The following is a 22,794-nucleotide window of genomic DNA, read 5'->3' on the forward strand; positions in this document are numbered from 1 at the left end:
CAGGTCCGGAAACTGCGAAGATACACGAACGAGCCTATTTCCTGTGAGCCGTTTATTCAGTGATCCTCATTCGTGGTTATGTCGCAGTCACAGACCGTAATCGGTTTTACCCCCCGCCGGGAATCGGCAGGTCGTATGACACTCACCATCGTCGGCTCCCAACTCGGCGACGAGGGCAAAGGCGCGCTCGTCGACCGGTGGGGAGGGGACGCGGACGTCGTAGTCCGTTATCAGGGCGGCGACAACGCCGGCCACACCGTCGTCGAAGGCGGCGCGGAGTACAAACTCTCGTTGGTTCCCAGCGGCGCGGTCCGGGGGACCGTCGGTATCCTCGGCAACGGCTGCGTCGTCAACCCGAAGACGCTGTTCGCCGAGATCGACAACCTGCGCGAGCAGGGGCTCGACCCCGACGTGCGCGTCGCCCGCCGGGCGCACGTGATCATGCCGTACCACCGCGTGCTGGACGGGATCGAGGAGGAGGTAAAAGCCGACGACGACGCCGGCGACGCGGTCGGCACGACCGGTCGCGGTATCGGCCCCACCTACGAGGATAAGGCCGGCCGCCGCGGGATCCGGGTCGCGGACCTGCTCGACCCCGAGACCCTTCGCGAGAAGCTCGAGTACGCGGTCCCGCAGAAGCGCGCGCTCGTCGAGGACGTGTACGGGCTCGACCTCGACAGCGAGGCGCAACGCGCCTCTGGCAACCGGACGCAGTCCGGCGACGACGACAGCGATGACGACCGCGCGGCCGCCTTCGACGTCGACGCCCTCCACGAGGAGTTCGCCGCGATCGGCGAGCGCCTCGCCGACGAGGGGATGACCGTCAACTGTTCCGACTACCTTCACCGCCGTCACGAGGCGGGCGACGAGATCCTCTTCGAGGGCGCGCAGGGGACGCACATCGACGTCGACCACGGGAACTACCCGTTCGTCACCTCGTCGAACCCGACCGCGGGCGGCGCGGCCGTCGGCTCCGGGCTCGGCGTCACGACGGTCGGCGACGGCGAGGTCGTGGGCATCGTGAAGGCGTACCTCTCGCGCGTCGGCGAGGGGCCGCTCCCGACCGAACTCGACGGCGACGCCGACGAGGAGGCGCTCGCCGACGAGATCCGCGAGAAGGGCGGCGAGTTCGGCACGGTCACCGGCCGCCCACGCCGGATCGGCTGGCTCGACCTGCCGATGCTCCGTCACGCCGCGCGCGTCTCCGGGTTCACCGGGGTCGCGGTCAACCACGTCGACGTGCTCGCCGGGCTCGACGAGCTGAAGGTGTGTACCGGCTACGAGCTCGACGGAGAGACGCTCGACACCGTCCCCACCACGACCGACCGGTGGGAGCGCTGCGAGCCGGTATACGAGACGCTCGACACGTGGGCGCCGTTCGACTCCTCGGCGGTCGCCGAGGCGGGCTACGATGCGCTCCCCGAGGCGGCCCGCGACTACCTGGAGTTCGTCGCCGACGAGATTGACACGCCGGTCTACGCCGTCGGCGTCGGCCCCGACCGCGAGGAGACGGTCGAACTGACGAACCCGTTCGACGAATAGGAACTCGCCCGTCTACCGTCGGATTTCGGGCCTATTCCCGCGGATCTATCGCGTTCAGCGCGGCCATGTCTTCCGCCGTCAGCGACAGGTCCGCGGCCGCGAGGTTGGATTCGAGGTGGTCGACGCTCGACGTGCCCGGGATCGGGAGCGTCACGTCGGAGTGATCGAGGAGCCACGCGAGCGCGACCTGCCGCGGCGTGGCGTCGCGTCGCGCCGCGACCTCGTCGAGCGCGTCGGCGGACTCGTCGTCGTCGACCGCGTACATCGGGCCCCACGGGATGAAGCCCACGCCGCGGCCCTCGCAAGCGCGCAGCACGGCCTCGTCGTCGCGGTGGCCGACGTTGTACCGGTTCTGGACGGTCGCGATGTCGACGATGTCCGTCGCGGTCTCCAGCTGCTCGACGGTGACGTTGGAGAGCCCGACGTGCGCGATCTGCCCGGCATCTTTCATCTCCGCGAACGCGTGGACCGACTCCGCGAAGTCGGTGTCCGGGTCCGGGCGGTGGAACTGGTAGAGGTCGATCGTGTCGGTGCCGAGGCGGTCGAGGCTACACAGGACCTGGTTCTTGAGGAAGTCCGGGTCGCCGTGGGGGAGCCAGTCGCCCTCGCGGTTGCGGAGCAGCCCGGCCTTCGAGGCGATCACCACGTCGTCGGGATCGCCGATCGCCTCGCGGATGAGCCGCTCGGAGACGCCCGGGCCGTAGGAGTCCGCGGTGTCGACGAAGTCGACGCCGAGGTCCACTGCCCGCCGGAGCACGTCCCTCGCGTCTTCCTCGTCGGCGGGCCGGCCGATGACGTCCTCGCCGGTGACCCGCATCGCGCCGAAACCGAGTCGGTCGACCGTGAACGCCCCGCCGATGTCGAACGTGTCGCGTCCGCCGCTGGTGTCGGAAGCCATGGTCCGTCCGTCTCGCGCCACGCTGAAAGCGGTAGGGGTGGCGGAAGGGGACGCGACGAACGGGCGCGGCGCGGCGCCGCCCGTCTTGCGCCCGTCGCTACTCATAAACCGCCCCCGAGTAATCGTAGGGTATGGACGCCGAGCGCGAGGTACTCGACGTGTTGGCGCGGAACGCCCGCGAGGACATCGACGACATCGCGGCCCAGACGGGCCTCGACGCGGCGGCGGTAGCTGACGCGATCGACGCGCTGGAGGGCGACGGCGTCGTCCACGGCTACCAAGCCGTGGTCGACTGGGACCGCGTCGAGGAGGGGAAGATCCGCGCCGTCGTCGAGATCAACGTGGAACTCGACCGCGAGACGGGGTACGAGCAGGTCGCGGACCGGATCGCGAAGTTCCCCGCCGTCGACGCCTTACACCTGGTCTCGGGCGACTACGACTTCGCCGTCGAGGTGCTCGGCGAGAACATGCAGGACGTCTCCGAGTTCATCTCCGAGCAGGTCGCGCCGATGCCGGCGGTCACCCAGACCGTGACCCACTACATCATGGAGACGTACAAGGACGGCGGGATCCGGTTCGAGGACGGGGACGACGACGACCGCCTCTCCGTGTCGCCATGAGGATCTCGGACCGCGCGCGCACCCTCCCGGAGTCGGGGATCCGGAAGTTCTTCGAGCTCGCTGAGGCGCGCGACGACGTGATCTCGCTGGGGGTCGGCGAGCCCGACTTCTCGGCGCCGTGGGCCGCCCGCACCGCCGCGATCGACTCGCTCGAACGCGGGAAAACGTCCTACACCGCGAACCGCGGGATGGCCGCGCTCCGCGAGCGTGTCGCCGCGCACCACGAGCGCTACGACCAGTCGTACGACCCGTCCGAAGAGGTCCTGGTCACCACCGGCGCGAGCGAGGCGGTCGACCTCGCCTTCCGCGCGCTCGTCGACCCCGGCGACACCGTGGCGGTCCACGAGCCGACGTACATCTCCTACGGACCAGGGATCGAACTGGCAGGCGGCGAGCGGCTGACGGTCCCCACGCGCGCCGCGGACGATTTCGCGCTCACCCGGGAGTCGCTGGAGGCCGCGGGCGCGGCCGACGCTGACCTGCTCGTGCTGTGTTACCCGAACAATCCCACGGGCGCGACGATGACCGACGAGCAACTCGCGGAGGTCGCGGCGTTCTGCCGCGACAACGAGCTCCGCGTGGTGGCCGACGAGATATACGCCGCGCTCACGTACGGGGACGACCACGCCTCGATCGCGACCCAGCCGGGGATGCGCGAGCGCACGGTCGTCGTCAACGGCTTCTCGAAGGCGTACGCGATGACCGGACTGCGGCTGGGGTACGCGCTGGGGCCGACCGACGCGATCGACGCGATGAACCGGATCCACCAGTACACGATGCTGTCGGCGCCGACGACGCCGCAGTACGCGGCGATCGAGGCGCTCGACCGCTGCGACGACGAAGTGTCGGAGATGGTCGAGGAGTACAACCGCCGCCGGCGGCTGGTCGTCTCCCGGTTCAACGAGATGGGCCTCGACACCTTCGAGCCGGGCGGCGCCTTCTACGCGTTCCCCGAGTGCGGCGGGGACGACGAGGCGTTCGCCGAGGAGCTGCTGGAGGCGCAGGGCGTCGCCGTCGTCCCGGGGTCGGTCTTCGGCGAGGGCGGAGAAGGGCACCTCCGGGTGTCGTACGCGACCTCGATGCGCGAGCTGAAGGAGGCGACCGACCGGATCGCGGCATTCGTCGAGGAACGCTGAGGCCGCGGTCGCGGCGCGGTCCCCGTCGCGATACGGCCGTCGCGGGGCGCCTGACGCGCTGGTGGCATACTCGCGGCGCGTAAACGAACAACTACTTCCAAATTCATTGCCGTTCGCCAAAGACTATCACGCTCGATCCTGATGTTCGAGCCATGGAGTTCCAGCTAACCGACGAACAGAAGCAGCTGCGCGAGGAGGTACGGAAGTTCGCCGACGAGGAGATCCGACCGGTCGCGACCGAGTACGACGTCGACGAGGCGTACCCCCACGAGGTGATGGACAAGGCCGCCGACATGGGGCTGCTCGCGCCGCACGTCCCGGTCGAGTACGGCGGGATCGGCTACTCCTCGCTGGAGAACGCCATCCTCACCGAGGAGCTGTTCGCGGCCGACCCCGGGATCGGGCTCTGTATCTCGAGCGCCGGGTTCGGCGCCGAGGCGCTGATGGAGTTCGGCACCGAGGAACAGAAGGAGCGTGTCCTCCCCGAAGTGACCGCGGGCGACGCGGTGATGGGGTCGGCCATCTCCGAGCCGCAGGCCGGCTCGGACGTGACGAGCGTGGCGACGCGGGCGGAGAAGGACGGTGACGAGTGGGTCATAAACGGGTCGAAGATGTGGATCACGAACGGCACCGTCGCGGACTACTTCGTCGTCGTCTGCGAGACGGACCCCGATATCGACGACCGCTACTCGGGCTACTCGCAGATCCTCGTCGAGGGCGACCGCGACGGGCTCACCCGCGACAAGATAACCGGGAAGCTCGGCATCCGCGCGAGCGACACCGCGGAGCTCCGCTTCGACGACGTGCGGGTGCCCGAGGAGAACCTGATCGGCCAGCGCGGGATGGGATTCCTCCAGCTCATGCAGTTCTTCGACGAGACGCGGACCGCGGTCGCCGCGCAGGGCGTCGGCATCGCCCGCGGCGCGGCCGAGCGCGCGCTGGAGTACGCCGAGGAGCGCGAGCAGTTCGGCCGCTCCATCTCCGACTTCCAGGCGATCAAACACAAGCTCGCGGAGATGCACACGAACACCGAGGCCGCCCGCTGGCTCACCTACCGCTCCGCGTGGGCGGTCGACAACGAGGCCGGCGACCTGACCGCGCTCGCGTCGATGGCCAAGGAGTTCGCCTCCCGGACCGCGGTCGAGGTCGCCGACGAGGCGGTCCAGATCCACGGCGGCGCCGGCTTCGTCAACGACCACGACGTCGAGCGGCTCTACCGCGACGCGAAGATCACGCAGATCTACGAGGGGACGACCGAGATCCAGAAGAACATCGTCGCCCGCGAACTGCTCGACGAGGGGATGTGAGGGCGGCGACGGACCGCCGGTCGCCCGCGACCGACATCTAAAACCCCCGGTAGGCCTATATCGTCGGTATGAACGAGGAGGAGGCCCTCAGAGAGGGTAACGACGCGCGCTTCGAGAGCGGCGACAGGGCGGACCCGGAAGAGCGCCTCAAGCGACAGCGCGACGATCTACAGCTGCTGAACCAGGTGATGCGCCACGACATCCGCAACGACCTCCAGCTCGTCGGGGCGTACGCCGAACTGCTCGACGACCACGTCGACGAGGAGGGGCGGGAGTACCTCGACGTGATCAAGCGGAACACGCAGAGCGCCGTCTCGCTCACCACGACGGTCCGCGACCTCGCCGAAGTGATGCTCCGCGAGGACGCCGAGCCGAGCCGCGTCGCGCTCGACCGGGTCCTCTCACAGCAGGTCGAGGAGGTGCGGTCCGCGTACTCAGAGGCCGTCTTCACGGTGGAGGGCTCGTACCCGGAGGTCGAGGTCGTCGGCGACGAGATGTTGAGCTCGGTGTTCCGGAACCTCCTGCGGAACGCGGTCCAGCACAACGACGAGACCCCGCCGAAGGTGACGGTGTCGGCGACCGTCGACGAGGGCGTCGCCGATGTCCGCGTCGCCGACAACGGGCCGGGGATCCCCGAAGGCCAGCGCGACGAGATATTCGGGAAGGGGGAGAAGGGCCTCGACAGCCCGGGCGCGGGGATCGGGCTGTACCTCGTCCGCTCGCTCGTCGAGATTTACGGCGGGGGCGTGTGGGTCGAGGACAACGAGCCGAGGGGCGCTATCTTCGTCGTCAGGCTTCCGCTCTGCTCGGAGTGACCCCGCGACGCGCCGTGTCGCGGCGGCTCACTCGTCGTCGTACTCCATCGCGACCGAGTTGATACAGAACCGCTTCCCCGTGGGCTCCGGGCCGTCGTCGAACACGTGCCCGAGGTGCGAGTCGCAGGTCGCGCACCGGACCTCGGTGCGGCGCATCCCGTGGCTGGTGTCCACCGTCGTCGTCACCGACTCCTCCTCGGCGGCGTAGAAGGCGGGCCAGCCGCAGCCGGACTCGTACTTCGTCTCGGCCTCGAACAGGACCGTGCCGCAGGCGCGACACTTGTACTCCCCGTCGTCGGGGTGGTGGTCGACGTACTCGCCGGAGAACTTCGCCTCCGTGCCGCTCTCGCGCAGCACGCGGTACTCCTCGTCGGAGAGTCGCTCGCGCCACTCGTCGTCGGTCAGCTCCGCCGGGTCGCGCTCGTCTGTCTCGCTCATACCCCCGATACGCGCCCCACGGGCAAGGGGGTTGCGACGGGCGAGCCGCGGAGAAGTTGCGGCCCGCGGCCCCAAACGGTATCCACCCGGCGGTCCGATTCGCGCCCATGGCACGCGAAGTCACGCACGAAGAGCGGGGGCCGACGATACTGGACGACGACGACAAGGGAGACGACGGCCTGATCTACGTCTGTCGGTGCGGGCTCTCCGACTCGCAACCGCTCTGTGACGGCTCGCATAGGGCCACGGCCGACGAGGAAGACGGCGTCGTGTACAAGTACGAGGACGACGACGCCGACGGCGAGCGCCGCGAGGTCGACGAGATCGCGTTCGAAGATGCGTAGCGGCGGGCCGCCGAGCGCGACGGTGCCGGCGGTCAGATCACGCCCATCTCCCCGAGCCGCTCGGGGAGGTAGGTGTCGGTGACGAAGTCGAGCCCGCGGCTCGCGAGGGACTGCTGTTCGGACTTCTTGCCGATGTCGAGCTGGAGCTCGATCTGCTCTTCCCAGTAGTCCGTCTGGAACCGCGGGTCCTCCAGCTCGGATTCGAGGGCGTTGATGTCCGAGTCGGATAGCGGGTCGGAGGGGAGGTCATACTCGACGATGTCCTCGGGCTGGATCCCGATGAACCGCGCCTCGGGCGTCGCGAGGTACTTCGAGAGATGTGCGGACTTGATCGAGCCGTACGCGACGGAGCCGTAGATCCGGTAGGACCACGGGTCGCCGTCGGTGAACACCACGACCGGGAGGTCCAGCTCGTCGCGGAAGCGCTTCGTGAGCCGGCGGGTGGCGCGGGCGGGCTGGCCGCCGAGGTGGACCACGAGGGCGTCGTGGGCCTCGTCGAACCCGTTCTCGACCAACCGGTCACGCATCCCGCCGGTCTCGACGCAGAGGACGAACTCGGCGTCGTTGTCGAGGAACTCGATGGTGTCCGGGTTGTTCGGGATCTGGTAGCCGCCCTGCCCCACGTCGAGCTGACAGTGGATCTCGCGTTCACCGCGGTTGGTCTGCTCGCGGAGGAGCAGCGGCCCCATCACCTTCGCGCCCGACTCCTCCGGGCGCATGTGGAAGTCCTCGCGGGTGACGCCCGTGACGATCTCTAAGTCCTCCACGAGGTCGTTCGACTCGTCCTGGGAGTTGAACTGCGCCTCGTCGTTGTCCCACGACTCCGACAGGTAGTACAGCTCACGCAGCGTCGACGAGCGATCGTCGTCGAGCTGGTTCGCGAGGAACTCGATCGTGTAGGCGGCTTTCAGCAGCTTGCGCGCGCCCCGCACCGAGTTCGCGCTTCGCGTCGAGGTGCGGTCGCCGTAGGTCCAGACGCCGCTCTCCTCGTCGTACTCGATGTTGCTCTTCGTCCGCGTGGGGAGCGTCATCTCCGGAATCGACCCCGCCGCGAACTGGTCGTAGAAGTCGGCGGCCAGGTCGATCAGCTCGTCTCGTGCGTCGCTTTCGGTCGTCATTAGTCGTTCACCGTGAGTTTCTCGGTCTCCACGCCGCCGACGCTGACCTCGAACTCGGGGTCGCCGTCGACCGCGTACGTCAGTTCTCGCTCGTCGCCCGAGGGGACCTCGGGCTTCCACTGGACGAACCACTCGCCGTCCATATCCACCACCGTTCCGTCGGAGAGGTCGGTCGGCTCCGCCGAGACGATGTCGGTGATCTCCAGCTCCTCGTTCACGTCCGAGTGGTTCTCGACGGTGAGCGTCACCGCCTCGCCGTTCACCTCGCGCTCGACGCTGACGTTGTTCATGATCCGCGCCAGGGCCCCGTCGATGTCGGGGCGCGGCCGGCCGGTGACCTCCGAGACCTTGTCGGCCATCTCCGGGAGGATGCGACCGAGCACGTCCTGTTTCTCCCGGCGCTGCTGCATCGAGCGCCGCTTACTGAGGAACGACTTCAGTTCGCGGGCGGCCTCCCGGACCGCGAGCTCGATCTCGTCTTCGATCTCGGGGACGTTCGCGAGCGCGTCCTTCGACTCGCTCGTGAACGGGACGTTCGTGGAGGCGACGTGGATGCTGATGACGGCCGGCCCGTTCGGCATCCCCGACCCCCCGGGCTGGTCTAACCCGTAGTTGCGCCATCCGATCTGTTTTATCACGTCCGTCGTCGCGCAGGCGCCCCGCTGGTAGACGAGCGGGACGCGGTTGGCGAACCGGAGCAGCTCGACCGACCCCTCGGCGGGAATCTCGCCGCCGTACGCGATCCCGGCCTCGACGATGAACGGGTCGCCGCCGTGGACCTCGGCGTCGCGGGTCGCCGCCGCGTAGAAGTCGGCGTCGTACTCCTTCCGTAGCCCGGCCTCGACCAGCTCCGCCGTGATCGGCGCGAGACACCCGGTCGGCGGCGCGAGGATGTCCGTCGTCCGCATCGCCTCTAGGAGGTCGGCCGCGGCGTCGCGGTCGCCCGCGATCGACTTCACCTTCGGCGGGTCGTCTGGCACGGTCCGCGCCCGCGACCAGAACGCCTCGACGACGTTCTCGCGCGCGGTCTCGCCGAAGGTCGCGTCGTGCTGCTCGGCGACGAACGACGCCGCGTCCGCGACGAGGCGTTCGAGGTCGTCGCGGGTGGTCCGGAACGCGTCGCCGTCGAGGTTCTCGAACCGGCGCGCGAGCGCCTCGGCCATCGCCTGAACCGCGGCGTCGTCCTTCCGCGTCGACGTGGCCTCGTCGACCAGCGCGTACACGTCGGGGACGAGCGGGGACTCCTCGGGGTCGTCGGCCCCGCCGTCGCCGCTCGACGCCGCGGCCTCCTCGTCCGCGCCGCCGCGGCCGGTGACCGCCCGCCACCCGGCGTCGACCGCGTTCTCGCGGACGGTCCCGCCGAACGTCTTTCCGGTGTCGTCCTCGACCGTCTCCGCGACGTTGTCGACGATGTCGGCGAGCTCGGACCGGGTGATCCGGTCGTTGTTCCCGACCGTCTCGGCGACGCCCGCTGCGAAGGCGGTCGTCGCTTCCGCGCCCTTGTTGGCGACGGCCTCGGAGACCGCGCTCGCGATATCGCGGTCGTCGTGCGCTCGGGGCGGCGACCACGACAGCTCGCGGCCGTAGTACACGTCTCGGAAGTTGTCGATCACGCTGTCGGCGGTCTTCTTGCCGACCCGTGTGAACTCCTCTTGGAGGAACCCGGAGACCGAGTACGACTCGGTCGCCTCCAGCATCTTGATCAGCGTGCCGAGCTCGACGCCGTGGGGGTGCGGGCGGATCTCCTCCGTCTCCGCCGGCAGCTCGTCGGTGGCGCGCTCGAACTTCATCGGCTCGTCGAGCCCCGGCTCGCGCAGTTCGAGCCGTGCGTGGGGGTTGACGACCGCGGTGTGTTTCACGTAGTCGTGGAGCTGCTGGCGGGCGCGCATGTTCGCCTCCATCTCCAGCTCGATCCGGGTCCCGTGGGGGCGGTCCCACGTCGTCTCCTCGTCGGCCTGGATCTCCGGCTCGTTCGTGTCCGTATCGATGATGAGCTCGAAGTACTGCGCCCGCGATTGGCCCTTCGGCCGCGAAGTGATCTTCGCCGGCTGGCCCGAGGTCAGCTGCGAGTACAGGACGGCCGCCGAGATCCCGATCCCCTGCTGCCCGCGGGACTGCTCGCGGGCGTGGAACCGGCTGCCGTACAGGAGCTTTCCGAACACCTTCGGAAGCTGTTCTTTCGTGATCCCAGGCCCGTTGTCCTCGATGACGAGCCGGTAGTAGTCGCCCACCTCCTCGATCTCGATGTAGATGTCGGGGAGGACGCCGGCCTCCTCGGTCGCGTCGAGGGCGTTGTCGACCGCCTCCTTGACAGCGGTGACGAGCCCCCGGGCGCCCGAGTCGAACCCGAGCATGTGTTTGTTCTTCTCGAAGAACTCGGCGATGGAGATCTCGCGCTGGCCCTCGGCCAGCTCCTCCGCGATCCCCTCCTCGTCGCCGATCGTCGACTGGAAGGACGTCATTCGGTACTCACTCCTTTCCCCGAGGCACCTAAAAACGCACCGGCGGCGCGGTGAAAGTGTATCCCCGCGGAAGAAGCCGTCTCCGACGGATGCGTGTGCCGCTCTCACGTGACAGTTCTCGGGACGCGTCTGAACTCGCTATCCCGTCGTACCGTCGGCCGGCCGGTCGTTACATTGAAATAATTTAAATTTATTGATTAATGTGACACGGTGATGTGTCACAGACCAACATTCGTGCCGGGAGGGAGCACCGAAATGACAGACGACGCGAGTGGCGAGGCGAACCGAGCGCGAACCACGACCCGACCGCCGGAGCCGGACCGACGGGCGGTACTCCGAGGCGCGGCCGCGACCGGCGCCGCCCTCGTCTGGGGCACGTCGACCGCCGTCGGCGAACCGAGAAGTGGGAACGGCGCCGGCGTCCGCGCTGCGGGCGGGTTCCCACCGAAGGGGATCACGACCTACGGCCGGAGCGTCGACCTCGGAAACGGCTCGGTCAGGACGTTCACCACCGAGACCCCGTCGGGCGAGCCGAAGTACCACGGCGTGGAGTTCGACCGGACGGCACTGGAGGGCCTCCCGAACGCCGGCGAGCTCGAAGCGGCCAACCACCGGGCCGAGACCGACAAGTACCGCGCGGGCGGGCAGGCGACGCAGGTCCACTTCAAGCAGTCGCTCCAGTTCTTCGTCCCGTTCCCAGCCGCGGAGCGGACACCGTTCACGCTCCTCGGGCTCAACTGGAATCCGGGCGGCCACTTCGGCGGGGCGGGCGCGTGGCTCAAGCCGCACTTCGATATTCACTTCCACATGCTCGATCCGGCGACCGTCGACGCCGTCGACGGACCTCGACTCCCGCCGTACGACACCGGGAACGGGGAGTACGCGCCCGGCAGTCCGCAGCCGGATCCCGACGGCGAGGTGACGGAGACGCGGTTCGATTACGACCAGCTCCCCGAGGGGTACGCGCGGTCGCCCGAGCCGGTCGCCGACCAGCGGTACATCACCGACATGGGCGAACACACGGCTCCCGCGGACGCGCCGGAACTCCCGGACGGCCCGGGCGAGCCGGGGGACCCGGACGCGTTCGCGAATACGCTCATCCAGGGGTTCATCGCACCCGACGAGAGCGAGCCGCCGCGGTTAGCGTTCGTCGAACCGATGATCACGCGGGACTTCCTCAGGGGCTTCGAGGGGCGGGAGACGTACGCGGTCCCGCAGCCGGACACGTACCCGCACGCCCGACGGCACCCGACCGAGTACGCCGTCCGCGACGTTCCGTCCGCGGACGCGGTGGCCGTCGTGTTGCGCGGGTTCGAGGAGACCTGATTTCGGAGCGTCGCCGCCCCGTCCCGGGGACGCTCTCGGGCGACGGTTCGGCCGCCGACAGGTTTCTCCCCGTGACGCCCCTTCCTCCGTCCATGTCAGGATGGACGGCCGACGAGATGCCGCGGTTGGACGGGAAGACGGTGGTCGTCACCGGGGCGAACAGCGGACTCGGGTTCGAGGGGACCCGGGAGTTCGCCGCGAGGGGCGCGACCGTCGTGATGGCGTGTCGGAGCGTCGAGCGCGCCGAGGCGGCGGCCGACGAGGTCCGGGCGGACGCCAGGGGCGGCCTCGACGGCGACCTCGACGTCCGCGAGTGCGACCTCGCGTCGCTCGACTCGGTGGGGGCGTTCGTCGATGGCCTGCGAGACGACTACGACGGCGTCGACGTACTCTGTAACAACGCCGGCGTGATGGCGATCCCGCGTAGCGAGACCGAGGACGGTTTCGAGACGCAGTTCGGCGTCAACCACCTCGGCCACTTCGCGCTCACCGGACGGCTGTTCGACCTCCTCGACGCCGCCGAGGGGATCGGCGGTGACGCCCGCGTCGTCACGCAGTCCTCGGGGGCCCACGAGCAGGGCGAGATGGACTTCTCGGATCTCAACTGGGAGCGGTCGTACGGGAAGTGGCAGGCGTACGGACGCAGCAAGCTCTCGAACCTGCTGTTCGCCTACGAGCTCCAGCGCCGGCTCGACGCCGCGAGCGACGAGGACGGCGACCCGGGGATCCGCAGCGTCGCCTGCCACCCCGGCTACACCGACACGAACCTCCAGATGCGGACCGCCGAGGAGAGCGGGAACCCGCTGATGAAGGTCGGCATGAAGGCCGCGAACGCGGTCCTCGGGCAGGATGCCGATATCGGCGTCGAGCCGATGCTGTACGCGGCCACCGCCGACGTCGACGGCGGGGCGTACGTCGAGCCGGGCGGCCTGATGAACATGCGCGGGCACCCGACCGTCGGGCGGTCGAACGACGCCTCCTACGACCGGGACGACGCCCGGAAGCTCTGGGAGTACTCGACCGAGGCGACCGGCGTCGAGTACCCGGTGTAGGCGGTTTTCGCGCGCCGCTCGCGCGGCCGCGGCTCGCTCGGTCCGTCCCTCAGTGAAGCGTCCCGTCCCGGACGTGGGCGTCGTGCGCGAACAGCGCGTAGCACACGTCGACCGGCCGGTAGCCCGTCTCGTCGGCGATCGCGCGGATCGGCTCGATCATCGTCACGTAGTCGGCGGCGTCGAACGACTCCTTGCGCCCGTCGAGGTAACCCAGCCGCTCCAGAGACGCCCAGACCCGCGTGTCGACGACGGCGTGCCGATCGCCGTCGAGCGCGGCCACCACGCACGACGCGGTCGCCGCTTTGAACCCGGCGAGGCCGGTGATGAGGTGGATCGACGAGAAGTCGCCATCGACGGCGCGCGCGTTGCGCGTCACCTCGCGGCAGCGCGCCTCGGGGTTCTTCTCGACGTGGTACGCGCTCCGCGTGGACGACTCGTAGGCGATCTCGTACAGCTGATCCCGCGTCAGGTGCCCCTGCGAGCGGTACCGCTCGCCGAACTCGTCGAGCCGCTCCGGGAGGACGCCCTGCGTCTCGGCGTAGCGGTCGAGGTTCTCGGCGACGAACGCGTCGAGGTCGTCGAGGTGGCTGTTAGGGTCGTCGGCCTCCATGTAGCAATCTCGTCGCTCGGCGAGTAAAACGGCGCCGCCGTCGGCGGGAGGGAGAGACGGCGAGGGCGTCGGCCGACGGACGAACGACGGCGCCGTCGCTCGCGGTGCGTAATATACACGGAACGCGTTTCGAGAGCTGTCCGAGTTCGCCGGTAGCGGATGCCGCCGGACGAGTTACAGCCGAGTGAGGTTCGTCGCGCGCGGACCCTTGTCCGCCTCCTCGATCTCGAACTCTACCTCCTGTCCCTCCTCGAGGTCCGGGCCGCCGACGTCTTCCATGTGGAAGAACACGTCCTCGTCAGCGTCGTCAGTCTCGATGAATCCGTAGCCGCCGGTGTCGTTGAAGAAGTCGACCTTGCCTGTCGCCATCGCGGATCAACTGTCGCCCGACGAGGTGATAAGTGTTGTGTGCCGCGTTCGTGGGGAGGAAATAGGGTCGAGTTCGGGCGAAACCCTCCGGTAGCTTCGGATTCTAAATTTCCTCTCTTCTCAGGCTTTGGTTTCGAATGGGAAAACGCACTAAGGGAGTATCCCGTAGTAGTACCCAAGATGAGTGCCAGAACGACCCACCTCGACATCACGGGGATGAGCTGCGCCAACTGCTCGGCGGCGGTCGGCGACGCCGTCGAGTCGCTGGACGGCGTCTCGCGGGCGGACGCGAACTACGCGACCGACGAGGCGAGCGTCGAGTACGACCCGGAGGCGACGTCGCTCGCGGCGATCTACGACGCGATCGAGGACGCGGGCTACGGGGCGGTCTCGGAGACGGCGACCGTCGCCATCACCGACATGTCGTGCGCGAACTGCGCGGACGCCAACCGCGACGCCCTCGAGTCCGTACCCGGCGTCGTCGACGCCGACGTGAACTACGCGACGGACGAGGCGCAGGTCCGATACAACCCCGCCGAGACCTCGCGGGCGGCGCTGTACGACGCCGTCGAGGACGCGGGCTACTCGCCGGTCCGCGAGGACGAGGACTCGAACGGCGAGGGGGAGGACGGCGACTCCGGCGAGAGCGCGCGCGACGCGGCTCGGAACGCGGAGATCAGAAAGCAGCTTCGGCTGACGCTGTTCGGCGCCGCTCTGGCCGCGCCGCTGCTGTTCTTCATGGCCGACAAGCTCCTCCTCGGGGGCGCCGTCGTCCCGGAGCGGGTCCTCGGCGTCGAGATCGGCTGGGTCCAGTTCGCGCTCGCGACGCCGGTCCAGCTGGTGCTCGGGCGGCCGTTCTACAAGAACTCGTACAAGGCGCTCGTCACGAACGGCCGCGCCAACATGGACGTGCTGATCGCGCTGGGGTCGTCGACGGCGTACGTTTACTCCGTCGCCGTCCTCCTCGATCTGGTCGCCGGGAGCGTCTACTTCGACACGGCGGCGCTGATCCTCGTCTTCATCACGCTCGGCAACTACCTCGAAGCCCGCTCGAAGGGACAGGCCGGCGACGCGCTGCGGAAGCTCCTGGAGATGGAGGCCGACACCGCGACCCTCGTCGACGAGGACGGGACCGAGCGCGAGGTCCCGATCGACGAGGTCGCGGTCGGCGACCGGATGAAGGTCCGCCCCGGCGAGCAGATCCCGACCGACGGCGTCGTCGTCGAGGGACAGTCCGCGGTCGACGAGTCGATGGTGACCGGGGAGTCCGTCCCGGTCGAGAAGGGCGAGGGCGACGAGGTCGTCGGCTCGACGATAAACGAGAACGGCCTCCTCGTCGTCGAGGCGACGAAGGTCGGCGCGGACACCGCGCTCCAGCAGATCGTTCAGACGGTGAAGGAGGCGCAGTCCCGCCAGCCCGACATCCAGAACCTCGCGGACCGGATCTCCGCGTACTTCGTGCCCGCGGTCATCGCGAACGCGCTGTTCTGGGGCGTCGTCTGGTTCCTCTTCCCCGAGGCGCTCGCGGGCTTCGTCGACTCGCTCCCGCTGTGGGGGCAGGTCGCGGGCGGACCCGGTTCGACCGGCGGGACCATCTCGGTGTTCGAGTTCGCCGTCGTCGTGTTCGCCTCGTCGGTGCTCATCGCGTGTCCCTGCGCGCTCGGGCTCGCGACCCCGGCCGCGACAATGGTCGGGACCACCATCGGGGCGCGGAACGGCGTCCTGTTCAAGGGCGGCGACGTCCTCGAACGCGCGAAAGACGTCGACACGGTCGTGTTCGACAAGACGGGAACGCTCACGGCGGGCGAGATGGAGCTCACCGACGTGGTCGCGACCGGTGAGGTCCCCGACGGCGGCGCGGTCGCCGAGCGCGGCGACGCGGCGGCGACGGACGACGCGACGGCGACGGCCGAAGACGAGATCCTCCGGCTCGCCGCTAGCGCCGAACGCGGCAGCGAACACCCCCTCGCCCGGGCGATCGTCGACGGTGCCGAGGCGCTCGGCCTCGACCTCGGCGAGCCCGAGTCGTTCGAGAACGTCCCGGGGCACGGAGTCAAAGCCACCGTCGACGGCGACGAGGTACTCGTCGGCAACCGGAAGCTACTGCGCGACGCCGGGATCGACCCCTCGCCCGCGGCGGACGCGATGGAGCGGCTCGAACGCGAGGGGAAGACGGCGATGCTCGTCGCGCGGGTCCCCGCCGGCGCGGACGACGGGGAGCTCCTCGGCGTCGTCGCCGACGCGGACACGGTGAAACCGAGCGCAAAGGACGCGGTGAGCCAGCTCCGCGAGCGCGGGGTCGACGTGATGATGATCACGGGCGACAACGAGCGCACGGCCCGCGCGGTCGCAGAGCAGGTCGGCATCGACCCCGAGAACGTCCGCGCCGGCGTCCTCCCCGAGGACAAGTCCGACGCGGTCGAGGCGATCCAGAGCGACGGCCGTCGGGCGATGATGGTCGGCGACGGCGTCAACGACGCCCCCGCGCTGGCGGTCGCGTTCGTCGGCACCGCGATCGGCTCCGGGACCGACGTGGCTATCGAGGCCGCCGACGTGACGCTGATGCGCGACGACCCGCTCGACGTGGTGAAGGCGATCCGCGTCTCCGACGCGACGCTCCGGAAGATCAAACAGAACCTCGTGTGGGCGCTCGGCTACAACACCGCGATGATCCCGCTCGCGTCGCTCGGGCTGCTCCAGCCCGCCCTCGCGGCCGGGGCGATGGCGTTCTCGTCGGTGTCGGTGCTGACGAACAGCCTCGCCTTCCGCCGGTACGATCCCGACGGAGACTACGCGCTCCTCGGGTTCCTGCGGCGCTGAACGCCACCGACGGTCCCTCGTCGGGCTCTCTCCCCGACTCTCTCGGCTCGCCGTCCCGAAGTCCCAAGACGGCGCGGAGCGTACGCCGGCGCATGTCCACCCTCCTCGTCGTCGGCGGCAGCGGGTTCATCGGACGCGGCGTCTGTCGGTTCGCGGTCCGCGACGGCCACGAGGTCCGCAGCGTCTCGCGGGGCGGCCGCCCGGACCTCGCCGCCGACTGGGTCGACGGCGTCTCGTGGACGAGCGCCGACCTCTTCCGGCCGAACGCGTGGCGCGATCGCCTCGACGGCGTCGACGCCGTGGTTCACGCCGTCGGGACCCTCACCGAGGCGCCGACCGACGGCGTGACCTTCGAGCGCGTCAACGGCGACGCGGCCCTCCTCGCGGCGCTGGAGGCGGAGCGGGCCGGCGTCGACGCGTTCGTCTTCCTCTCCGCGGCCGGGAAGCCGCCCGGCGTCCGGAACGCCTTCCTGACGGCCAAGCGACGCGCCGAGACCGGGATCGCCGACCTCGACCTCGACGCCGTCACCCTCCGACCGGGACCGGTGTACGGGGAGGGACAGCCGCACGTTCCCGGCGTGGTCGACCGCCTCCTCCGGTTCGTCGCGAGCGCGCGGCCGATCGCGTCCCGGCTCGGCGAGTCGCGGCCGCTCTCCGTGGACACGGTCGCGCGGGCGACGTACCGCGCCGCGCTGGATCCGGACGAGCGGTTACTCGACGTCGGTGATATTCGCGAACTCGCCGGGTGAACGGCGAGAGTAATCGGGCGCGTTAGCGCGCGCTCTGCTCTTTGGCGATCTCCAGCGAGATGAAGAAGCCGAAGTAGGCGGGGATCCCCGCGAGCATGAACATGTACAGCACCCACTGCGGGGCCGTCGAGAAGGCGACGTTGTACAGCGACGACGCGAGCCCGACCCACACGAGCGCGAACAGCAGGTCCTGTAACATTCCGGTGCCGTTCTCGCTGAGTACGTGCCGGGCGCGGTCGGCGACGCTCGGGTCGGTCGGCTCGTCGTCCGGCGTCTCCGCGGCGTCCGAGTCGGGCATATGGTGAGTGGCTGAGTGGGATACGTCGGTGTTGCGGAATCGCGCGGCGTCGACCGCGCGGCGAGTCGATCCGTCCGTCGGCGAGGAACCGAACCTCGGGGTTCAGTCCTCGTCGAGGTAGTCGACGACGAGGACGGGGACGTGCGTCGAGCGCAGGGTACGCTCCGTGACGCTGCCGAGCAGGGCGCGGCGGACACCCGCGCGGCCGTGGCTCCCCATCACGATGATGTCGATATCGTGATTCTCGGCGTAGTCGGCGATCACCTTGTGGGGTCGCCCGCCCGCGACGTGTTCGACGACGTCGACGTCGCGCTCGGCGCCACGGTCGGCGACGACGCCGGTCGCCGCTTCGGCCTGTTCTTTCAGCTCGTCCATCTCGTCGAACCGACCCTGCTTGATTCGGTCCACCTGTTCGGTCCCGAGGCTGATGTTCACGGAGTCGATGTCGACGACGTACAGCGCGTGGACCTCGGCGTCGTACTTCTCCGCGAGGTCGAGGGCGTGGTCGACCGCTGCCTCCGCGACGTCGCTGCCGTCTGTGGGAACGAGGATGCGGTCGTACATTATCGCTCCTCCTCCGTCGTCTCGTCGTCAACTGCGCGACCACCGTCCGTCGCGACGTCTTCACCGCCGTCGGCGACCACGTCCTCGGCGGTCTGCTGTTGCCCCATCGGTTCGGGGCTGTGACACTGGCGCACCATCCGCTTGGTCTCCAGTGGCGGTTCTGGCGTCGCCATCGAGACGAAAATCGTGACGAGGAACACGAGCGGCGTTCCGATTAAAGCAGCGCCGATCGGCGGGACGTACTGGGCGTAGATCGGGACGATCGCCTGTCCGGAGCCACCGGCGATGTCGGCGAGGAAGCCCAGGTAGGCGGGCAGGACGCTGTTGATGATCGAAGTGATCCACAGCAGGAGACCGACGGACATCCCGGCCAAGGCCCCCTGGCGATTGGTGTTCTCCCACCAGAGCCCGAGGAAGAACATCGGGAACAGCACGGTGCCGGCGAGCGAGAACGCGTAGGCGACGAGTTCACCGATGAGCGCCGGCGGGTTGAACGCGGTGACAGTGACCAGGGCGCCGATGCCGATGATGGTCGCCCGCCCGATGAGCACCTGCTGGCGCTGGGTCGCGTCGGGGTTGATGAGCTCCGAGTAAATGTCGTGTGCGACGGCCGAAGAGGCCGTGATGAACAGTCCGGCGGTCGTCGCGATGGCCGCGGCCATCCCGCCGGCGGCGACGAGGCCGACGAACCAGCGCGGCAGGCTCGCGAACTGGGCGGCCAGCACGACGATAACGTCCCCTTCCGCGCCGGACATCGCCTGTTGACCGCTGTAGACGGCGTCCGGGGAGAGGTTGTTGACCGCGGCGAACAGGTCGACGCCGAAGGCGGCCATCGCCGGCGCGGCCCAGTACAGGAGCATGATGAAGAACAGCCCCGAGACCGTCGACCACCGGGCCGTGCGCTCGTTTTTGACCGTGTAGAACCGGACCAAGACGTGCGGGAGTCCGCAGGTCCCGACGATGAGCGAGAACGCCGTCGCGACCCAGAGGTAGTAGCTGTTCCCGCCGATGAACGGTTCGGAGAACTGCCGGCTGAGTTCGCTGAACAGGGTGCCGTATTCGATCTGCGGGAGTATGGTGGAGTAGCCCTGTGAGAAGCCGACGACGTAGACGCCCGCGAGGAACGCGATGATGAGGATAACGTACTGGACGGCCATGTTCTTCGTCGCGCCCAGCATTCCGGAGAGCGCGAGGTACCCGACCGTTATGGTCATCATCACGACGATCATCGGGACGATGTCGAGCCCGAAGACGTACTGGCCGACGAGCCCCATCCCGCGGGCCTGGCCCACGGAGTAGACGTACGCGATGAGCAGCGTGGTGAACGCGGCCAGCGCGCGTGCCATCGGGGAGTTGAACCGGTCCGCGACGAAGTCCGGCGCAGTGTACTTCCCGAACCGGCGCATTTGCGCCGCGAGGAAGATGAGCAGGACGAAGTACCCGGTGGTCCAGCCGACGATGAACGCCAGCCCGTAGAATCCGGACAGCGCGACTAGCCCCGCGAGGCCGAGATACGAGGCGGCCGACATCCAGTTGGCGCCGATCGCCATCCCGTTCTCGATGTTGCCGATACCCCGGCCGGCGACCCACATGCCCTCGGCGTCCGCCACCTTGAACACGAACCCGATGACGAGGAACGAGGCCATCATCAGGAAGACGATGATCGCCGGGAGGAGCTTGAACGAGATGTCGAGCGCCTCGGCTTGAAGCGGGGCCATCATCCCTGCTGCCCCCCGTCGTCGACGCTCCCGGAGTCCGCGGGCTCCGCGGCGGTGTGTTCGATGCCGTACTTATCATCCAACTTGTCGCGCTGACGGGCGTAGACGGCCGCCAAGACGAGGGCGCTCGTCGGCGCTCCGAAGGCGACGAGGAAGTAGTGGAGGGGGAACCCGAGCACCGGTACCGTCGTCGTCGTCATCGGCCCCGGAGCGAGCATCGTCAGTGTCACCGGGCCGAAGACGGCGAGCGCCCAGACGATGAACCCGGCCCAGACGATCCTGAGATGGTCTCGCATGTACGCAGTGCTCGGTTTCAGTAGGTTCACCTCTTCGCTGAGGTAGTCGGTGTCCCTGTGCGTCTGTGCGGCTCCGGCAGAGGCGACGCCCCCGTCGGTGGCCGCGTCGTCGGATGCGCGGCCCCCGTCGGTGACCGCGTCGTCGGATGCGCGGCCCCCGTCGGTGACCGCGTCGTCCCGTTCGCGTGAGGTATTATCTGTCATGTTTTGGCGTGAGTCGCGAGTTTGTTTATCTGAGTTTTTCGTGATAGTTGCCGTCGCGTCGTCCGTCGTGGTCGTGGCTGAGACGGATCGAAAACGGTGCGCCGAGCGCTACTCGGCGTCGGCCTTCTGTTGGATCTCCTCGACGATCTCGGGGTTCCGAAGCGTGCTCGTGTTCCCGAGCTCCTTGCCGTCGGCGATGTTCTCCAGCAGGCGGCGCATGATCTTCCCAGATCGGGTCTTCGGCAGGTCGGGCGTGAACACGACCTGCTCGGGTCGGGCGATCGGGCCGATGGCGTCTTCGACGCCCGCGACGATCGCGTCGCGGAGTTCGTCGTCGCCCTCGTAGCCGTCCTCGGTCGTCACGTAGGCGTACACCGCCTCGCCCTTGATGTCGTGATTGCCGCCGACGACGGCCGCCTCCGCCACCCCTTCGACCCCGACGATGGCGGACTCGATCTCCATCGTCCCCAGCCGGTGGCCGGAGACGTTGAGCACGTCGTCCACGCGGCCAAGGACGGTAATGTAGCCGTCCTCGTCGATCTTCGCCCCGTCCTCCGGGAAGTACACCCAGTCGTCGGGGTCGTCGCTGTCGGTGTCGGAGTACTCCGCCCAGTACTCCTCGATGTAGCGCTTGTCGTTGTTGTACAGCGTCCGGAGCATGCCGGGCCACGGCTTCTGTACCGTGAGGTACCCCGCCTTCCCGGGCTCGACCGCCTCGCCGAGCGTGTCGAGTATCTGAACGTCGAGCCCCGGCAGCGGCGGTCCCGCGGCGCCGGGCTTCATGTCCTTGACGCCGGGCAGCGTGGTCACCATCATCCCGCCGGTCTCGGTCTGCCACCACGTGTCCACGATCGGGCACTCCTCGTCCCCGATGTGCTGGTAGTACCACTTCCACGCGCGCGGGTTGATCGGCTCGCCGACCGTGCCGAGCAGGCGCAGCGAGGAGAGGTCGTGACGGTCGGGGTACTCGGCGCCCCACTTCATGAACGCGCGGATCGCCGTGGGCGCCGTGTACAGCTGGGTCGCCTCGTACTCCTCGACGATCTCCCAGAGCCGGTCCTGCTCGGGGTGATCGGGCGTCCCCTCGTACATCATCGTCGTCGTGCCGAGCGAGAGCGGCCCGTAGACGATGTAGGAGTGACCGGTGATCCACCCGATGTCGGCCGAGCAGAAGTACGTGTCATCCGGCTTGATGTCGAGGACGGACTGCGAGGTCCACGACACCCACGAGAGGTACCCGCCGGTCGTGTGTTTCACGCCCTTCGGCTTCCCGGTGGTTCCCGAGGTGTACATCAGGAACAGCATGTCCTCGGCGTCCCGGGTGACGGGCTCGACCTCGGCGCCCTCGTGGGCCGCGACGAGGTCGCCGTAGTCGAGCTGGTCGCCGCCGAGGTCGTGACCGAAGTCGTCGCCGTTCGGCCCGAGCCGGTCGACGACGACGGTCGTGGTGTCGTGGTCGACGCCCGCGAGCCCCTCGTTCGCCTTGTCGAGGTGGTCGAGCGGGTCGCCGCGGCGGTAGTAGCCGTCGCAGGTGACGAGGTACTCGGACTCCGCGGCATTCATCCGCGTCGCGAGCGCGTCGGCCGAGAACCCGGCGAACACGACGCTGTGGGGCGCGCCGATGCGAGCGCACGCCAGCATCGCGATCGGCAGCTCCGGGATCATCGGCATGTACATCGTGACCACGTCGTCCTCCTCGACGCCCTGCTCCCGAAGGGCGGCGGCGAACTCGTTCACCTCGCGGTGGAGCTCCTCGTAGGTGTACGAGCGGTCGTCCTCGTCGACGGGCTCGCCGACCCACTCGATGGCGACCTCGTCGCCGCGGTCCTCGAGGTGTCGGTCGAGGCAGTTCGCCGACGCGTTCAGCTCGCCGCCGGTGAACCACTCGTAGAACGGCGGGTCGTCGTCGTCGAGCACCCGGTCGTAGTCGGTTTCCCACTCCAGCAGGTCGGCGGCCGTCTCCCAACACTCCGGCCAGTTCTCCTCGAACTCCTCGTATATCTCCGGGTCGGAGACGTTCGCCTGCTCGACGAACGACTCCGACGGCTCGAACACCTCTTGTTCCGCTAATCTCGCTTCCAGTTGGCCGTCTCCCTCTGTCATGGTAC

21 protein-coding genes are annotated in these 22,794 nt (G+C 68.8%); 10 read left to right on the top strand and 11 right to left on the bottom strand.

The window, feature by feature from the left end; translation table 11 throughout:
- Positions 1 to 135: 135 nt before the first annotated feature.
- Entirely contained in the window at positions 136 to 1,542 is a 1,407-nt protein-coding gene (locus EXE41_RS03040) for an adenylosuccinate synthase (protein ID WP_086215807.1), read from the top strand.
- Between the two features lie 31 nt (positions 1,543 to 1,573).
- Here the strand turns inward: EXE41_RS03040 and EXE41_RS03045 are convergent, their stop codons facing one another.
- Complete coding sequence (locus EXE41_RS03045) at positions 1,574 to 2,440, bottom strand: aldo/keto reductase (RefSeq protein ID WP_049929597.1); 867 nt, start codon at positions 2,438 to 2,440, stop codon at positions 1,574 to 1,576.
- A 131-nt stretch (positions 2,441 to 2,571) separates the two neighbouring features.
- Here EXE41_RS03045 and EXE41_RS03050 point away from each other — a divergent pair, with 131 nt between their 5' ends.
- From EXE41_RS03050 to EXE41_RS03065, 4 genes are all read left to right on the top strand, one after another.
- The gene (locus EXE41_RS03050; RefSeq protein WP_049929596.1) at positions 2,572 to 3,060 is read left to right on the top strand and encodes an Lrp/AsnC family transcriptional regulator; all 489 of its coding nucleotides are present in this window, start codon (positions 2,572 to 2,574) and stop codon (positions 3,058 to 3,060) included.
- Positions 3,057 to 4,196, top strand: a complete 1,140-nt coding sequence (locus tag EXE41_RS03055) for a pyridoxal phosphate-dependent aminotransferase (protein ID WP_086219207.1) — start codon at positions 3,057 to 3,059, stop codon at positions 4,194 to 4,196. Before EXE41_RS03050 ends, EXE41_RS03055 begins: the two co-directional genes overlap by 4 nt.
- A gap of 152 nt (positions 4,197 to 4,348) precedes the next feature.
- Positions 4,349 to 5,503, top strand: coding sequence for an acyl-CoA dehydrogenase family protein (locus EXE41_RS03060; RefSeq protein WP_049929594.1), 1,155 nt, complete (start codon positions 4,349 to 4,351; stop codon positions 5,501 to 5,503).
- Positions 5,504 to 5,571: 68 nt separating this feature from the next.
- Positions 5,572 to 6,318 carry a sensor histidine kinase KdpD gene (locus EXE41_RS03065; RefSeq protein ID WP_137690265.1) on the top strand — a complete coding sequence of 249 codons (747 nt, stop codon included), beginning with the start codon at positions 5,572 to 5,574 and terminating at the stop codon, positions 6,316 to 6,318.
- 27 nt (positions 6,319 to 6,345) lie between these two features.
- Here EXE41_RS03065 and msrB read toward each other — a convergent pair whose 3' ends face one another.
- Positions 6,346 to 6,756 (bottom strand): peptide-methionine (R)-S-oxide reductase MsrB, encoded by a 411-nt coding sequence (gene msrB / locus EXE41_RS03070; protein WP_137690266.1) that lies wholly within the window; start codon positions 6,754 to 6,756, stop codon positions 6,346 to 6,348.
- Between the two features lie 107 nt (positions 6,757 to 6,863).
- On the opposite strand from msrB, the gene EXE41_RS03075 reads away from it, so the two are divergent.
- The gene (locus EXE41_RS03075) at positions 6,864 to 7,100 is read left to right on the top strand and encodes a CDGSH iron-sulfur domain-containing protein (protein ID WP_086219209.1); all 237 of its coding nucleotides are present in this window, start codon (positions 6,864 to 6,866) and stop codon (positions 7,098 to 7,100) included.
- A 32-nt stretch (positions 7,101 to 7,132) separates the two neighbouring features.
- Here the strand turns inward: EXE41_RS03075 and EXE41_RS03080 are convergent, their stop codons facing one another.
- Together EXE41_RS03080 and EXE41_RS03085 are read right to left on the bottom strand one after the other, a co-directional pair.
- Complete coding sequence (locus tag EXE41_RS03080) at positions 7,133 to 8,218, bottom strand: DNA topoisomerase IV subunit A (RefSeq protein WP_049929589.1); 1,086 nt, start codon at positions 8,216 to 8,218, stop codon at positions 7,133 to 7,135.
- Complete coding sequence (locus EXE41_RS03085; RefSeq protein ID WP_086215802.1) at positions 8,218 to 10,680, bottom strand: DNA topoisomerase VI subunit B; 2,463 nt, start codon at positions 10,678 to 10,680, stop codon at positions 8,218 to 8,220. The genes EXE41_RS03080 and EXE41_RS03085 overlap by 1 nt, the downstream gene beginning before the upstream one ends.
- A gap of 255 nt (positions 10,681 to 10,935) precedes the next feature.
- On the opposite strand from EXE41_RS03085, the gene EXE41_RS03090 reads away from it, so the two are divergent.
- Both EXE41_RS03090 and EXE41_RS03095 read left to right on the top strand, forming a co-directional pair.
- Positions 10,936 to 12,006: a hypothetical protein gene (locus EXE41_RS03090; protein ID WP_137690267.1), complete on the top strand. Its 1,071-nt coding sequence runs from the start codon at positions 10,936 to 10,938 to the stop codon at positions 12,004 to 12,006.
- A 92-nt stretch (positions 12,007 to 12,098) separates the two neighbouring features.
- Entirely contained in the window at positions 12,099 to 13,058 is a 960-nt protein-coding gene (locus tag EXE41_RS03095; RefSeq protein ID WP_086215801.1) for an oxidoreductase, read from the top strand.
- A 49-nt stretch (positions 13,059 to 13,107) separates the two neighbouring features.
- On the opposite strand, the gene EXE41_RS03100 is transcribed toward EXE41_RS03095, so the two are convergent.
- Together EXE41_RS03100 and EXE41_RS03105 are read right to left on the bottom strand one after the other, a co-directional pair.
- A complete protein-coding gene (locus EXE41_RS03100; RefSeq protein WP_086215800.1) occupies positions 13,108 to 13,668 on the bottom strand; it encodes a hypothetical protein in 561 nt (186 codons plus the stop codon).
- A gap of 174 nt (positions 13,669 to 13,842) precedes the next feature.
- A complete protein-coding gene (locus EXE41_RS03105) occupies positions 13,843 to 14,037 on the bottom strand; it encodes a cold-shock protein (RefSeq protein ID WP_004045866.1) in 195 nt (64 codons plus the stop codon).
- 180 nt (positions 14,038 to 14,217) lie between these two features.
- Between EXE41_RS03105 and EXE41_RS03110 the strand changes: the two genes are divergently transcribed.
- Together EXE41_RS03110 and EXE41_RS03115 are read left to right on the top strand one after the other, a co-directional pair.
- Positions 14,218 to 16,857 carry a heavy metal translocating P-type ATPase gene (locus EXE41_RS03110; protein WP_137690268.1) on the top strand — a complete coding sequence of 880 codons (2,640 nt, stop codon included), beginning with the start codon at positions 14,218 to 14,220 and terminating at the stop codon, positions 16,855 to 16,857.
- Positions 16,858 to 16,949: 92 nt separating this feature from the next.
- On the top strand, positions 16,950 to 17,606 hold the full coding sequence (locus EXE41_RS03115; RefSeq protein WP_049929584.1) for an NAD(P)-dependent oxidoreductase: 657 nt from the start codon (positions 16,950 to 16,952) through the stop codon (positions 17,604 to 17,606).
- Between the two features lie 22 nt (positions 17,607 to 17,628).
- Here the strand turns inward: EXE41_RS03115 and EXE41_RS03120 are convergent, their stop codons facing one another.
- The 5 genes from EXE41_RS03120 to acs form a co-directional block, all read right to left on the bottom strand.
- Positions 17,629 to 17,904, bottom strand: coding sequence for a hypothetical protein (locus EXE41_RS03120; protein WP_086215798.1), 276 nt, complete (start codon positions 17,902 to 17,904; stop codon positions 17,629 to 17,631).
- A gap of 102 nt (positions 17,905 to 18,006) precedes the next feature.
- Positions 18,007 to 18,468, bottom strand: coding sequence for a universal stress protein (locus EXE41_RS03125; protein WP_086215797.1), 462 nt, complete (start codon positions 18,466 to 18,468; stop codon positions 18,007 to 18,009).
- The gene (locus tag EXE41_RS03130) at positions 18,468 to 20,189 is read right to left on the bottom strand and encodes a cation acetate symporter (RefSeq protein ID WP_086215796.1); all 1,722 of its coding nucleotides are present in this window, start codon (positions 20,187 to 20,189) and stop codon (positions 18,468 to 18,470) included. Before EXE41_RS03130 ends, EXE41_RS03125 begins: the two co-directional genes overlap by 1 nt.
- Positions 20,186 to 20,686 carry a DUF4212 domain-containing protein gene (locus tag EXE41_RS03135; RefSeq protein WP_137690269.1) on the bottom strand — a complete coding sequence of 167 codons (501 nt, stop codon included), beginning with the start codon at positions 20,684 to 20,686 and terminating at the stop codon, positions 20,186 to 20,188. Before EXE41_RS03135 ends, EXE41_RS03130 begins: the two co-directional genes overlap by 4 nt.
- A gap of 108 nt (positions 20,687 to 20,794) precedes the next feature.
- The gene (gene acs, locus EXE41_RS03140; RefSeq protein WP_137690270.1) at positions 20,795 to 22,789 is read right to left on the bottom strand and encodes an acetate--CoA ligase; all 1,995 of its coding nucleotides are present in this window, start codon (positions 22,787 to 22,789) and stop codon (positions 20,795 to 20,797) included.
- Positions 22,790 to 22,794 lie beyond the last annotated feature (5 nt).

Source organism: Halorubrum sp. SD690R (assembly GCF_005435035.1).
In the GTDB taxonomy this organism is placed as follows: Archaea; Halobacteriota; Halobacteria; order Halobacteriales; family Haloferacaceae; genus Halorubrum; species Halorubrum ezzemoulense.